Annotated in this window: 14 protein-coding genes; 10 read left to right on the top strand and 4 right to left on the bottom strand. The window is 57.2% G+C overall.

Annotation, left to right across the window (positions count from 1 at the left end; translation table 11 throughout):
* The first annotated feature begins 63 nt into the window (after nt 1–63).
* The 5 genes from speB (at nt 64) to ACXJ5O_RS08430 (ending at nt 3,556) form a co-directional block, all read left to right on the top strand.
* Nucleotides 64–1,017 (top strand): agmatinase, encoded by a 954-nt coding sequence (gene speB, locus ACXJ5O_RS08450; RefSeq protein WP_457299497.1) that lies wholly within the window; start codon nt 64–66, stop codon nt 1,015–1,017.
* Between the two features lie 60 nt (nt 1,018–1,077).
* Nucleotides 1,078–2,013, top strand: a complete 936-nt coding sequence (gene argC, locus ACXJ5O_RS08445) for an N-acetyl-gamma-glutamyl-phosphate reductase (RefSeq protein WP_457299496.1) — start codon at nt 1,078–1,080, stop codon at nt 2,011–2,013.
* Nucleotides 2,006–2,857, top strand: coding sequence for an aminoglycoside phosphotransferase family protein (locus tag ACXJ5O_RS08440; RefSeq protein ID WP_457299495.1), 852 nt, complete (start codon nt 2,006–2,008; stop codon nt 2,855–2,857). The genes argC and ACXJ5O_RS08440 overlap by 8 nt, the downstream gene beginning before the upstream one ends.
* Before the next feature lie 70 nt (nt 2,858–2,927).
* Entirely contained in the window at nt 2,928–3,167 is a 240-nt protein-coding gene (locus ACXJ5O_RS08435) for a type II toxin-antitoxin system Phd/YefM family antitoxin (RefSeq protein WP_457299494.1), read from the top strand.
* A complete protein-coding gene (locus ACXJ5O_RS08430) occupies nt 3,167–3,556 on the top strand; it encodes a type II toxin-antitoxin system VapC family toxin (RefSeq protein WP_457299493.1) in 390 nt (129 codons plus the stop codon). The genes ACXJ5O_RS08435 and ACXJ5O_RS08430 overlap by 1 nt, the downstream gene beginning before the upstream one ends.
* Here the strand turns inward: ACXJ5O_RS08430 and ACXJ5O_RS08425 are convergent.
* Entirely contained in the window at nt 3,553–4,650 is a 1,098-nt protein-coding gene (locus ACXJ5O_RS08425; RefSeq protein WP_457299492.1) for a COX15/CtaA family protein, read from the bottom strand. The two genes, ACXJ5O_RS08430 and ACXJ5O_RS08425, sit on opposite strands and share 4 nt — an antisense overlap.
* Before the next feature lie 185 nt (nt 4,651–4,835).
* Here ACXJ5O_RS08425 and ACXJ5O_RS08420 point away from each other — a divergent pair, with 185 nt between their 5' ends.
* On the top strand, nt 4,836–5,717 hold the full coding sequence (locus ACXJ5O_RS08420; protein WP_457299491.1) for a hypothetical protein: 882 nt from the start codon (nt 4,836–4,838) through the stop codon (nt 5,715–5,717).
* A gap of 124 nt (nt 5,718–5,841) precedes the next feature.
* Nucleotides 5,842–6,060, top strand: coding sequence for a DUF2842 domain-containing protein (locus ACXJ5O_RS08415; protein ID WP_457299490.1), 219 nt, complete (start codon nt 5,842–5,844; stop codon nt 6,058–6,060).
* Here the strand turns inward: ACXJ5O_RS08415 and ACXJ5O_RS08410 are convergent.
* A complete protein-coding gene (locus ACXJ5O_RS08410; RefSeq protein ID WP_457299489.1) occupies nt 6,052–6,435 on the bottom strand; it encodes a nuclear transport factor 2 family protein in 384 nt (127 codons plus the stop codon). The two genes, ACXJ5O_RS08415 and ACXJ5O_RS08410, sit on opposite strands and share 9 nt — an antisense overlap.
* Before the next feature lie 71 nt (nt 6,436–6,506).
* Nucleotides 6,507–7,523, bottom strand: coding sequence for a polysaccharide deacetylase family protein (locus tag ACXJ5O_RS08405; protein WP_457299488.1), 1,017 nt, complete (start codon nt 7,521–7,523; stop codon nt 6,507–6,509).
* 167 nt (nt 7,524–7,690) lie between these two features.
* Here ACXJ5O_RS08405 and ACXJ5O_RS08400 point away from each other — a divergent pair, with 167 nt between their 5' ends.
* Entirely contained in the window at nt 7,691–8,818 is a 1,128-nt protein-coding gene (locus tag ACXJ5O_RS08400; RefSeq protein ID WP_457299487.1) for a GNAT family N-acetyltransferase, read from the top strand.
* Here ACXJ5O_RS08400 and ACXJ5O_RS08395 read toward each other — a convergent pair.
* Nucleotides 8,815–11,025 (bottom strand): GumC family protein, encoded by a 2,211-nt coding sequence (locus tag ACXJ5O_RS08395; RefSeq protein WP_457299486.1) that lies wholly within the window; start codon nt 11,023–11,025, stop codon nt 8,815–8,817. The genes ACXJ5O_RS08400 and ACXJ5O_RS08395 overlap by 4 nt on opposite strands.
* Nucleotides 11,026–11,296: 271 nt before the next feature.
* On the opposite strand from ACXJ5O_RS08395, the gene ACXJ5O_RS08390 reads away from it, so the two are divergent.
* Together ACXJ5O_RS08390 and ACXJ5O_RS08385 are read left to right on the top strand one after the other, a co-directional pair.
* The gene (locus tag ACXJ5O_RS08390; protein WP_162701976.1) at nt 11,297–11,818 is read left to right on the top strand and encodes a polysaccharide biosynthesis/export family protein; all 522 of its coding nucleotides are present in this window, start codon (nt 11,297–11,299) and stop codon (nt 11,816–11,818) included.
* An 8-nt stretch (nt 11,819–11,826) separates the two neighbouring features.
* Nucleotides 11,827–12,869, top strand: a 1,043-nt coding sequence (locus tag ACXJ5O_RS08385) for a glycosyltransferase family 4 protein (protein WP_457299485.1), incomplete at its 3' end; no start/stop codon positions are given.

Below are 12,869 nucleotides of genomic sequence, written 5' to 3'. Positions count from 1 at the left end.
CCTTTCTCCCCCACCAAGGGGGRGATAAACGTCGCGCATGAAATTTCCCCCGGAGCCAGACCCATGCCATCGAAGTCCATCGACCACGCCTTTACAGCGCGCAACCTGACCAGCGCGGCGACTGATCCTACCCATGCGGGTGCCCTCTCCTTCATGCGCCGACGCTATACGAAGAATCTGAATGGTGCCGAGGCGGTCGTCTGGGGCATTCCGTTCGACGCCGCTGTCTCCAACCGGCCCGGCGCGCGGTTTGGCCCGCAGGCGATACGGCGGGCCTCGGCGATCTTCGACAATGATCCGCAATATCCTTTCCAGCGCGATCTGTTTGCCGATCTGGCAGTGATCGACTACGGCGATTGCCTTCTCGACTACGGCAACCACCAGAAAACCCCGGCGACGATCGAGCGGGAAGCTGCAAAAATCATCAAGTCCGGTGCGTTTCTCCTGTCGCTCGGCGGCGACCATTTCGTGACGTGGCCGATCCTCAAGGCGCATGCGGCAAGGCATGGCCCGGTGGCGCTGGTACAGTTCGATGCGCATCAGGACACCTGGTACGATGACGGCAAGCGTATCGATCATGGATCGTTCGTTGGCCGCGCCGCGCGTGATGGGGTGATCGATCCTGCTCATTCGATCCAGGTCGGTATTCGCACCCACGCTCCCGACGATTGCGGATTGAAGATCGTCTACGGCTACGAGGTCGAGGAAATGTCCGCAGCGGACATCGCCCAGCAGATCATTGCCCGGACGGCAGGCAGGAAGGTGTATCTGACCTTCGACATCGATTGCCTCGACCCGGCCTTTGCACCGGGTACGGGAACGCCTGTCGCTGGCGGGCCCTCCTCGGCAAAGATACTCTCCGTGCTGCGGCATCTGACGGAGCTGAACATTGTCGGCGCGGATGTGGTTGAAGTTGCGCCCGCCTATGACCATGCCGACGTGACGGCGATCGCAGGTGCCACAATCGCGATGTATTACCTTGGTATCCTTGCAGAAAAGAAGGCTCGACGAAGCTGAGACATTGAATCGGGTTCCCGCGCCAACTATCTGAATTTCAAGCTTCCCAAGGACATCTTCATGAAACCGAAAATCTTCATCGATGGCGAACACGGCACCACCGGCCTGCAGATCCGCACACGGCTCGCCGGCCGCGACGATCTCGAGGTGCTGTCCATTCCGGAAGCCGAGCGGCGCAACAAGGATATGCGCGCGGACTTTCTCAAGGAATCGGATGTCGCCATCCTCTGCCTGCCCGACGATGCTTCGAAGGAAGCCGTATCCATTCTCGAAGGGCATAACTCGACAAAGATCATCGATACCTCGACCGCGCACCGCGTGCATCCGGACTGGGCCTATGGTTTTGCCGAGCTCGACCACGCCCAGCGGCAAAAAATCGTCGATGCGCGGCTCGTCGCCAACCCCGGCTGCTACCCGACTGGCGCGATTTCGCTGGTTCGGCCGTTGCGCGATGCGGGCATCCTGCCCGGCGATTATCCGGTCACGGTCAATGCGGTCTCCGGCTATACCGGCGGCGGCAAGCAATTGATCGCACAGATGGAGAATCCGGATGCGCCTGATCGTATCGACGCAAATCACTTCATTTATGCGATGCCGCTGAAGCACAAGCACGTGCCGGAGTTACAGGTGCATGGGCATCTGGATCGCAAACCTATCTTTTCGCCAAGCGTCGGACGTTTTGCACAAGGCATGATCGTTCAAGTGCCACTGTTTACCGCGGACCTGGATGGTAATCCATCAATGGTGGATATCCATGCAGCGCTCAGCGCCCATTATGAGGGCCAGAATATCGTGCAGGTGGTGCCGCTGGCCGAAAGCGCCATGTTGCCCCGCCTTGATCCGGAAGAGCTGCGCGATACGGACATCATGAAGCTCTATGTGTTCGGTACTGAAGGCACTGGTCAGGTCAATCTCGTCGCCCTGCTCGACAATCTCGGCAAGGGTGCATCGGGGGCTGCGGTGCAGAATCTGGACTTGATGCTTGGAAATGCTTGATGCAATAGCGGAGACTTTCCCACCGGAGTGGAAAGTTTTCTCCCCCGAACTCGTCGCCGAGACCGCCACCAGCCGAATCGTCAAGGTGCGGCTGGAAGATGGCGAGCCCGCAATAATCAAACATCTGACACCGCTCGGTGTGCGGGAAGAGTTGGGTGGCACGCGCTATCTGGACTGGCACGACGGCAATGGCTGTATTCGTTTGCTGGCGCAGCGGGGTAATAACCTCCTGCTTGAATATGCCGGCGCGCGCACCCTGCTTGATCATCTCAACGAACACGGTGACGACGACGCGACGCAGACCTTTGTCAATGTGTTCCTGCGCCTCATGCAGTCGAAACTGCAAAACCGGCGCTTCCCCCCGGGACTCATACCGTTGCGGACGCATTTCGCCAGCCTGTTCAAGAAGGCTGAGGCGGACCTGACACGTGGGGTGAACAGCCAGTTCGTCGAAGCGGCGGCCGTTGCAGACATGCTCCTGACCAATCAACAAAACGTCCAGCCGCTGCATAGTGATCTGCACCACGAGAACGTGCTGCACGGGAAACGCGGCTGGCTGGTGATCGATCCCAAGGGCCTGATCGGCGATCCAATGTTTGACATCGCCAATATGTTCTATAACCCGCTGGATCGCGACGATCTGCGTGTGAGCGAGTGTCGCATTGCAACCATGGCGCAGACGTTCTCGCAAGCTTTCAACCGCGATATAGAAACCATTCTGGGCTTTGGCATGACCCATGCCTGCCTCTCAGCCTCATGGCATGACGAGGACGAGAATTTTGACGAGTCGAAGCGCAGCCTTGGCGTGGCAGAGGCAATCCGGCGCGTGCTCCAAACAATTTGAGCCGTATTGACCAAGTTGACCAAAAGGTGTGCCCATGGTACCTTTGGTCTACTTGGTCAAGGAGAGAATTGTGAACCAGATCAACCTCTATGATGCGAAGACGAACCTTTCAAGTKTGGTGGATCGTGCGGCGTCTGGCGAAGAGGTCATCATCGCGAAGAATGGTATCCCGCTCGCAAAACTCGGCCCTTTGCCGAAACAGCAGGAGCCGCGCAAGCCTGCTCATGCACTCGGGATTTCCTATATTGCCGAAGACTTCGACGCGTTGGATCCGGAAATCGCAGCACTGTTCAACGATGACATATTGTAATGCAGCTGCTGCTCGACACACATGTTTTTCTCAGGTGGGATGAGGGCGCCGATAGACTCGGCACTGTAACTCGCGACGCAATTGCCAATCCTGACAACCAAATCTACATCAGCGCAGCATCGATCTGGGAAATCGCCATCCAAAGTGCCAAGGGCAAATTACGATTTTCCGGCTCGCCCCATGCAGCCATCCAGCGAAATGGCTTTTTGCCGCTCTCCATATCGCCGCATCATGCAGAACTTGCGGGACAACTCGCATGGTCGCATCCCGACCCCTTCGACCGGATGCTGATAACGCAGGCGCAATCTGACGGTTTGATATTAGTCCACGCCGACAATGTAATTCACACCTACAAGGAAGTGCCCCAGCTTTGGGCACGCGATACCTAGCGCCCAGCGACGACTTCTGTCTCACGCGGATAAGCGCCCTTGGTCGCGCGCCAATGGGCGACGGAAAAGCCGAGAATGACGATCGCAAAGAACTGGTGAAGCAGCCCGAGGCCGATCGGCACCTGCAGCAACAGCGTCGTGATGCCGATCGCCGCTTGCAGGGTTACCAGAACGACAAGAAGCACGGCGCGGCGCGCATGGGTGGTGCCGGGGGCTTGCCGGACTGTCGATACAGCCTGCCAGATAGCCACGATCAACACGAAATAAGCAAAGCAGCGATGGACGAATTGCACTGTCTTCGGGCTTTCGAAGAAATTGTGCCAGATCGGCTGGATCGGGAAGAGATCGCCGGGAATGACTGACCCATCCATCAGCGGCCAAGTATTATAGGAAAGGCCTGCGTCAAGTCCAGCGACCAAAGCTCCGAGATAAATCTGGATGAAGACAAAGAGCACGAACCAGCCGGCAAGGCGCTGGATGCGGCGATTGGCCGGCGCTTCGGAATAGACGGCAAGGCCCCGCGCGACATACATGACCGCCGCGAAAATAATGCAGGCGAGCGTGAGATGCGTGGCGAGCCGGTACTGGCTGACGTCGACACGGTCGACCAGCCCCGATGCGACCATCCACCAGCCGACGGCACCCTGCAAAGCGCCGAGCGCCAGAATGAAGATCATGCGCGGCTTCAACCGGCGCTCCAGCCTGCCGGTAAGCCAGAAGAACACGAGCGGTAATGCGACGAGAAAGCCGACGCCGCGCGCGAGAAAGCGATGCGCCCATTCCCACCAGAAGATTTGCTGGAACTCCGCAAGGCTCATGCCCTTGTTCAGCTGCTGATATTGCGGGATCTGCCGGTATTTATCGAACTCCTCCATCCATTGATAATGGCCGAACGGCGGTATGATGCCGTGGATAGGTTTCCATTCGGTGATGGAAAGGCCGGAGCCGGTCATCCGCGTTGCACCACCGACAAGGACGATGGTCGCCAGAACGCTCAGCACCAGATAAAGCCAGATGCGGATATATCGGCGGTTTCGCGCTTCACGGTCCTGAACCGAGACAATCGTGCCCTGGGATAGTGTATTGGCAGCCATGCAAGACGCTCCTTATTGCGCCGATAGGTGCAGCATAAGCGGTTGCATGACAAGCGCAGTTCACGCGACACGCCGTCGCGTCCAGGTCTGCGCCGTCACGAAGGCGTCATCGCTTATTCGCCACACTGCCAGAGCAATTTGCGCCTGGCATCGTGCCCGGCAATATCCCTTTAATCTGAGAGGTTATGATGTTTAATTGGTTGAAAATCGCAGCCGGCACGGCTGCCGCCATCGTCTATGTCACCTGTGCTGCTCAGGCTGCAGACGTGTTGGCGAGCAAGGAATACAAGATCCTGCTCACACCATCCGTCTTCGACAAGCAACCCGCAACAGTTGCCAATCAGTTCCTGACTGATCTGAAAGCCCAACTGAAGACGGCAAATTTCGATCGCAGCGTTGATGGCAAGTTCACCGAAGACGAAACGCGCACCGTGCGCTTTTATGATTYGCCCGGCACCTGCCACCTGAATGCGTCGGGCTACATGCTACGCACACGCGGCGACGACGCGGCCAGTGAAATCACGCTCAAATTCCGCTCGTCCAGTCAATCGACGGCCGAGGCCACTGATGTCAGCGGTAGCGTTTCCGGAGCCAAGACCAAGCTCGAAGACGACATCGTGCCGCCTTACAAGGAAACCTTTTCGCATTCGACGACAGAACCGCTGGCTGCGACGAAAAAACTGAACAGTCTGGATGATGTAACCGGCCTCTTCCCGGGCATCAAATCACTCAATCTGCCGAAGAAGGATACTTTGAGTCCTGTTGGCAAGCTCGATATTACCGAACATACCTATACCGGTGTCGATAGCGACCTTGGCGCAAAGGACGCGGATTTCTCGCTGACGCTATGGTATGTCGGCACTGCCGCAAAGCCTGCGATTGCTGAACTTTCCTTCAAGGTCAAATCCGATGGTGGCGCCTTCAACAACAAGGTGACGGAACGTTCGAAACTCCTCTTCGACACGTTGCAGGGCATGACCCAATGGGTGTCCAGCAGCAGTACCACGAAGACACAGTGGGTCCACCAATATCAGCCAGGATTTTGCTCAAGCGTAAAACAGCTCTAACGGCGAAAAGCTGGCCGCTCCGCCTGGAATGGCCAGCTTTTTATCACCGCAATGGCTTTTTTGCTTTCCGGCAGTTTTGTTTACCGTTAGAGGATGGCCGGAAATTGTAAGACTGGATAGCGCAATGCCTGTAAGGCTGAAGAAACTCATCGGAACATTTMTGCTCGTGGCGCTCGTCTGCGTCTATGCAATCGTCGCAACGATCTTTGCCGTCGCGCTGCTTGGCAATTCCGGTCCGTGGGTTCACCTGCTCTATTTCTTCGGGACAGGATTCCTTTGGGTCGTACCGGCGATGTTCATCATCAGCTGGATGGAAAAGGCGCCGAAGAAGAATTCACCCTGATACTCGCTCGACAAGATGCGCGCGTGAGGGTGCCGGATCAAACCGATCGGCGAAATATTGCGTTTCATTTGCCACAAGTCCTTCGTGGAATTCCATGATGCTCACCACATAAGACGGTACGCCGTCATAGGCGAGTACGTATTCAGTGACCCAGAGATCGCCGCTACCGATAATTCGCTGGATCGTAAAACGCTTCTTCATTGGCTGGACGAACCGGCTTTCTTGAATGTTTTTCCGCCCGTGTATCCGTTCGCCAGATTGAGGATAATAGAGCACGGCATCCTCGCGGTAGATTTCATGTTCGACCTTGAAATCGCTCGCGTCCGAAGCATCCCAATGGCGCTCCAGCGCCATCCGCACGGTTCGATCATCCATCTCACTCTCCCAGCTACGCTGATTGAGGATACGCCTGTGGGGAGGCGCCGACAATGTGCCCTAGACTTGCTCTAGGCCTGGACCACTCGCCTTCCCGCATTGGCGATCGGCGTCGTCACGCCGCTCATCATCGTCCTGGCGTAGACCAGTTTCTGGAAGCGGCCGTTGATGGAGATGCGTGGCAGCGCCCACATATTCGCCCGGTGTTCGGTGTGGATGGTGCCGTGCCTTGTCGTGACGGCGGAGACAAAACCTTCCGCGGCGGCTATCTCGGCTTCGCGTCGTCCTGCAGCTTTTGAAGAGCCGTATGGATAGGCGAAATGAGCGGGCCGCTTGCCGAGTTCTGCTTCCAGCATATCGGCGGACAGGCGCATTTCCTGCGCGACCATATCCGGTGCCAATTTCTTCAGGTTGTAGTGATGAACCGTATGCGCGCCGATCGTGCACAGCGGATCGCTGGCGATCTGGCGCATTTCCTTCCAGCTCATGACATCCTGATCGGCGGCCACGCCGCAGATCATTCCCTCCTGCGCACACATTTCACGAAGGACCGGCAATTGCTCAAGCTCGGTCAGCGTGAACGAAAAATAGCGCATCAAGGAATGAAAAGTTGCGCGTTTTTGAAATAGGGTTTTGCAACGCCATTCCGGTCCGCCGGGGATCCCTATGGAATCTGCCTTGGCAATGAGTTTTTCGGCGATCTCCCACCACAGCACCGCAGCGCCCTCGATCAGACCAGGAGCAGCATATATTGTGAACGGCGCATTGTGCTTCTGGAAAACCGGATAGGCGTGATTGAGGTTGTCGTTATAGCCATCGTCGAGCGTGATGGCGACAAAGCGCCGTTTGCCAGGTAGTCCAGCTTTAACGCGCTCAGCCATCTCGTCCATGGAGACGATTTCCGTGCCTTCGGATTTCAGCGACACGATGATTTGATCGAGAAAGACGGGCGTGATCGCCAGTGAACGGGTGACGCCGAGCGGACTGATACAATCCGGACGTACCCGATGCAGCATGATGATGGAACCGAGCCCGCCAAAGCGGTCGCGTGTGCTTGAGGCAAAGCCGCTATGCCAAGCCAGTCTCATCACGGCTTTTCGTATCAAGTCGGCCGCGTGGACCATTCCTTCACCAATTCGCGTTATTTGAGATATCCGAGAGGTTGTGTTCATCAACTCTTGCGACTTAAACGTTTATATATGGTTGATCAACAAAACCTCGCCGCCTTTCGCATCTCCTCCAATGGAACGCAAGAATGTCCATCACTTCACGACAAGCAAAAATAATTGCACCGCTTGAAGCCAAAGCATTGTGGAATGAACTGGGCGAAGATTTTCTTGCCGGTCCAGCACAAACCGCCAACTGGTTTTCATTCTGGCAGTCGTCCGTCAATGCAGACTGTCTTGTGGCGGCGCTCTTTGAAGCGGAAAGGCCGGTTTTCCTTCTGCCGCTGGAGATTGTGAAAAGAGGTCCCGTCCGGATTGCCGTGTTTCCCGGCGGACCGCACGCCAATTGCAATGTTCCTGCGCTGGCGGCTGACGCGCAAATTACGGCTGCCGATCTCACCATTCTATTCAAAGCATTGCACAAGGCACGGCCGGATATCGATGTTGTCTCGCTTGTACGGCAGTTGGGTGAGCTTGACGGCAGCGCAAATCCGCTGATGCAGCTGCAAAGTCGCGAGAATGCGAATATCAGCCTGGGTATCACGCTGGACCGGGATTTTGAAACCGTGGTGGGCCGGCACAATGCCAAACGCAAAAAGAAGAAGCATCGTCAGAACACGCGCCGGTTCGAGGAGGCAGGCGGATATCGTATCGTGACGGCAACGACTCCCGTCGAGACCAACGCAATGCTCAACAACTATTTCGAGTGCAAGGCAGCGCGGCTCGCCAAGGCCGGTATCAAGAACACCTATGAACCGGCGGGAACCATGGAATTCTTCCAGCAGCTGTTCGCCCACGAAGTTCAATCGGCAATGCCAGGCTTTCAACTCAAAGCGCTTGAAGTAGCCGGCCAGTATCGCGCGGTTCTCGGCAAGTCTTATGCGAGAAAACAAACGTTCATCGATTTCATCGGCATCACCGAGGATGAACTGGTCAGCGCCAGCCCCGGCGAGTTCCTGTTTTTCGAAGACATTCAGGACAGTTGCAAGACAGACCTTGCCGTTTACAGTTTTGGCATTGGCGATGAACCGTACAAGCGCAGCTGGTCCGATCTCGAGGTGCCGAGCTACGACACCGATGTCAGCCTTACGGCGAAGGGGCGAATGTTCGCAGGGTATCTCGATGCGCGCGGCAAGCTGGTGCGCCGCATCAAGAAAAACGAAACCGTCTGGGCCGCGGTGAAAAAGGCCCGTTCGCGCCTGTTCGGTAAACGTTAGGCCGAACGTACAATCCGGCCGGAATCCAGGCGCAGATGCTCTTTTTCGAAGGGTGTCAGCAATTCGGGCTCAAGCAGCTTCGCGTCGTAAACAGCCTTGGCCGTAGCGGCTACGTCAGGATCGTCAGGGTCGACAACGCCAAGAATGAGTTCCGTTCCGTCGGCCAGCAAATGCTTCAGCTCGACAACAGTCGCCGGACCTGCATCGACAACGACAAGATCATAGGCCGACTGCAAGGCATTGAGGATCATCGGCAAACGGCCAACGGACTGCATCGCTTTCGCCGGGTCGTGATTGCCGAGCGGGATGATCTCGGCTTGCGAATAGTGATCCGGATGGATGACATCGCTGAAGTGCTTTTCTGAAACCAGAAGATTGGTGATGCCCGGAAGGTTCTTGTCGTCCAGCATGGAACGGCCGATTTCACCCGAGCCCGTCATATCGACGAGGACGACCCGCACACCCCGGTCAGCCAATTCGCGCACGAGCAGGATGGTCAAGGCCGAGGCTTCGTCGCCTTCGGGCGAGACCACCACGGCGCGCGCTGCGCCGCTCGCCATCAAACGCGTCGCGACATTGGCAATGCCCGAATGACCGGTGGGAATTGCCGGCGCTTCCGCTGGAGCCTCCACGGCCTGTGTGTCCAATTCCGCCTGCTGCTCTTTCGCTTTGGAGACCGCCGGCTCTTCAGGCATTTCATGGATATCAGCGGCAAGGGGCGCGACGGGCTCTGCCATGGGCTGAGCGGTTTCGACGACAGGCCGAGCCGGTTCAGGGATATCGCGAACGGCCACCGGGGCTGTTGTTGCTTCCGCGACGACTGGCTGTGTATTGGCCGCGGGGCGAAGCGCCTGCCCGCTGAACAGAGCCCGCAGCAAAGTGATGATGCTGAGGAGCAGCAGCGAAGCAACGAATGCGGCAATCGTCATCGGGATTTTCTTCGGGAAGTACGGCTCGATCGGCCTGTCGGCGCGGGAGAAGATACGCGCATCCGCGGGCAGATAGCCGCGATCCGTGCGGGACGACGCCTCGCGGTAACGGGTCAGGTATGATTCGAGCAATTGCCGCTGGGCGGTGGCTTCACGCTCCAGCGCGCGCAACTCCACCTCTTCCTCGCCTGCTTTTGAAGATTGCTGCTTCAACTCATTGAGCGAGCTCGTCAATTGGCTCTCACGTAAACGTGCGGTTTCAGCTTCGGCCTCGAGGCTACCGAGAACCTTGCGCGCCTCTAGGCGGATCTGGTTGTTGAGATCGGCGAGCTGCGAGCGCAGTGCCCGAATACGCGGATGGCCACTGAGCAGGGACGCAGAAAGATCGGCGATATCGTTGTTTAGCTGTACCTGACGCTCGCGCAGGCGCTGGATCAGGGGCGATGCCATGACAGCGGGCAGCGTTTCGACAGGTGCACCCTTGGCGAGCGCAGCGCGGACACTCTGGGCGCTTGCCTCGCTCGCCGCCCTGTTTGCCCGTACCCGCGACAGTTCCGTGGAAAGTTCGGAAAGCTGCTGGGTGGCGAGAACAGCATTGTTCTGGCCGATCAGAAGGTCCGAAGAACCACGATAAGCCGCTACCTTTGCCTCGGCATCCTTGACGCGTTGGCTGAGATCGGCGATCTCCGGCTGCAGCCAGCCTGCTGCATCGGTGTTCGCCCGGGATTTCGCCGATTGCTGCGTGGCGACATATTCGTCCGCGATGGCATTGGCGACCGATGCGGCAAGCGCCGGATCCTTCGATGAGAACTGAATGACAATGACGCGCGAAGCCGCGACATTATAAACGAGCAAGCGATCGCGTACGGACTGGAGAATGTAATCGTCGCGCGTCTCTTCATCCGGGTTGTTACCGATACCAACAGCACCAAACAGACGCGACAGCGCCGAGGGTTCAGCACCAGCGGAAAGTTCGGGGTTTTTCGCGAGGTCGAGCTTGACGATAACGCGTTTCAGCAGATCGGACGAACCTATGAGTTCGACCTGGCTCTTGATGCCCTCCTGATCAAGCACCGGACGATCGTCCGCCTGCTGGTTTGCCGGACGGGTGAAAACCGATTCACCCGTTTCGATGAGGATGCGGGTCTCGGCGCGATATTTTGGCGAGACCAAAGACATGAGGAGAAATGCCAGCGCCGTCAACAGCAGCGAGCCGACGAGTATTCGCAGCTTGTTGCGCCACAAACTGGCAAACAACGCGCCTATATCAATGTCCACATCGTTTCCGACAGAGCTCGCGGGCATTCCAGAACACTCCAATATACGAATGGTATAATGGTAAAGACGCATGGTAACCAGCGAGTTAAGAAGTTGTAGTATTCAACCACAGCGTGCAGTTACCTGCCTGTCGCTGCTAAACTTTACCAGCCATTAACCCTAATGAACTGATAATCCCGCACAGAATCGAGAAAACTTCTCCGCAACGTTTGTTAGGGTTCGTGACGTGTTCAGCAAGCAGATCTTTCTGGTGGCCATCGGCGTTGTTTCCATGACGCTGGGCGGATGCGCCAGTTACCGCCCGGCCCCGGCAGCTTTCAACGAAGCCATCAACAAGCCTTACATGCTGGACGCGGGCGACCGCATACGGCTGACTGTGTTCGAGCAGGAAGGCATTACCAACACCTATAGCGTCGATCAGGCTGGATATATCTCCGTCCCGCTGATCGGCAGCGTCCCTGCGCGCGGCAAGACCATCCAGCAGATCGAAAAGGAAGTCGCCGCCAAGCTGCGCAAAGGTTATTTGCGCGATCCGGACGTGGCGGTCGAGATCGATCGCTACCGCCCTGTCTTCATCATGGGTGAAGTGGGTGCGGCCGGACAGTACTCCTACGTTCCAGGCATGACCGCACAGAAAGCCATTGCCGCGGCCGGCGGCTTTACACCGCGCGCGCAGCAGAACGACGTCGATATCACGCGCCAGTTCAACGGCGAAAGCCTCACCGGCCGCGTCACCATTTCCGATCAGGTGCTGCCCGGCGACACGATCTATGTGCGCGAGCGGTTTTTCTGATCACGGGAATGGCCGACAAACCATCTCTTCGCATCGTTCACTGTTTTCGCGCGCCTGTTGGCGGGATATTTCGCCATGTGCGCGATCTCATCGAAGCGCAAGTGAAGGCGGGTCACAGGGTCGGCGTGATCTGTGACGCATCAACGGGCGGTGACTTCGAAGAAGCACTGCTTGCAGGGCTGCGCGACAGGCTTGAACTCGGTCTCAAACGCATTGCCATGCAGCGTCAGATCGGTCCGGGCGATGCGATGGCGGCGCTGCGGACATACAGGATCATCAAGAAATTGCAGCCGGATGTCCTGCATGGGCACGGTGCCAAAGGCGGCACCTATGCGCGGCTCTTCGGCTCGTGGCTGCGGGTATCCGGTTCGCGCGTTGTCCGGTTTTACTCTCCGCATGGCGGCAGTTTGCACTACGATCCTAACAGCCTGCAGGGCCGTGTGATTTTCCGGGTTGAACGCGCGATGGAGAAGATGACCGACAGGATCATCTTCGTCTCCGCATTCGAACAAAACGTTTATACGAAGAAAGTCGGTGAACCGCGGTGCGGTTTCGCGCTGATCTATAACGGCTTGGCAGACAGTGAATTCGAACCGATCGTGGCATTGCATGACGCCGCCGATTTTCTATTTATCGGCGAGATGCGCGTACTGAAGGGACCCGATATCTTTATCGACGCCCTTGCGAAAGCGAACAGTCAAAGCGGCCAGAAACTGACGGGAGTCATGGTTGGCGACGGCAAGGATCGAACTCGCCTCGTCAAACAAGCCGGTGCAGATATTCGTTTTCTCATGCCGATGAAGGCGCATGAAGCGTTCAAACTGGCCAAGGTGGCGGTGATCCCTTCCCGCGCCGAGGCCCTGCCCTATATCGTGATCGAGGCACTCGCTGCCGGGATGCCGGTTATTGCCAGCCGCGTCGGTGGCATTCCGGAAATCCTCGGCGATGATTCCCCTGCCCTGGTGCAGCCGGATGCCAATGATCTGGCTAGCAAAATGACCTATGTCATCGGCGATATCGCTACCTATAAGCAGATGCTTCCAAGTATCGG

The organism is Phyllobacterium sp. P5_D12, assembly GCF_054049495.1.
This window is presented reverse-complemented; position numbering and strand designations above follow the sequence as displayed.

Coding starts and splice junctions, on each gene's coding strand:
- ACXJ5O_RS08390 (WP_162701976.1), top strand. CDS start 11,297: ATGACGCTGGGCGGATGCGCCAGTTACCGCCCGGCCCCGGCAGCTTTC.
- argC (WP_457299496.1), top strand. CDS start 1,078: ATGAAACCGAAAATCTTCATCGATGGCGAACACGGCACCACCGGCCTG.
- ACXJ5O_RS08410 (WP_457299489.1), bottom strand. CDS start 6,435: ATGGATGATCGAACCGTGCGGATGGCGCTGGAGCGCCATTGGGATGCT.
- ACXJ5O_RS08425 (WP_457299492.1), bottom strand. CDS start 4,650: ATGGCTGCCAATACACTATCCCAGGGCACGATTGTCTCGGTTCAGGAC.
- ACXJ5O_RS08440 (WP_457299495.1), top strand. CDS start 2,006: ATGCTTGATGCAATAGCGGAGACTTTCCCACCGGAGTGGAAAGTTTTC.
- ACXJ5O_RS08400 (WP_457299487.1), top strand. CDS start 7,691: ATGTCCATCACTTCACGACAAGCAAAAATAATTGCACCGCTTGAAGCC.
- ACXJ5O_RS08405 (WP_457299488.1), bottom strand. CDS start 7,523: ATGAGACTGGCTTGGCATAGCGGCTTTGCCTCAAGCACACGCGACCGC.
- speB (WP_457299497.1), top strand. CDS start 64: ATGCCATCGAAGTCCATCGACCACGCCTTTACAGCGCGCAACCTGACC.
- ACXJ5O_RS08430 (WP_457299493.1), top strand. CDS start 3,167: ATGCAGCTGCTGCTCGACACACATGTTTTTCTCAGGTGGGATGAGGGC.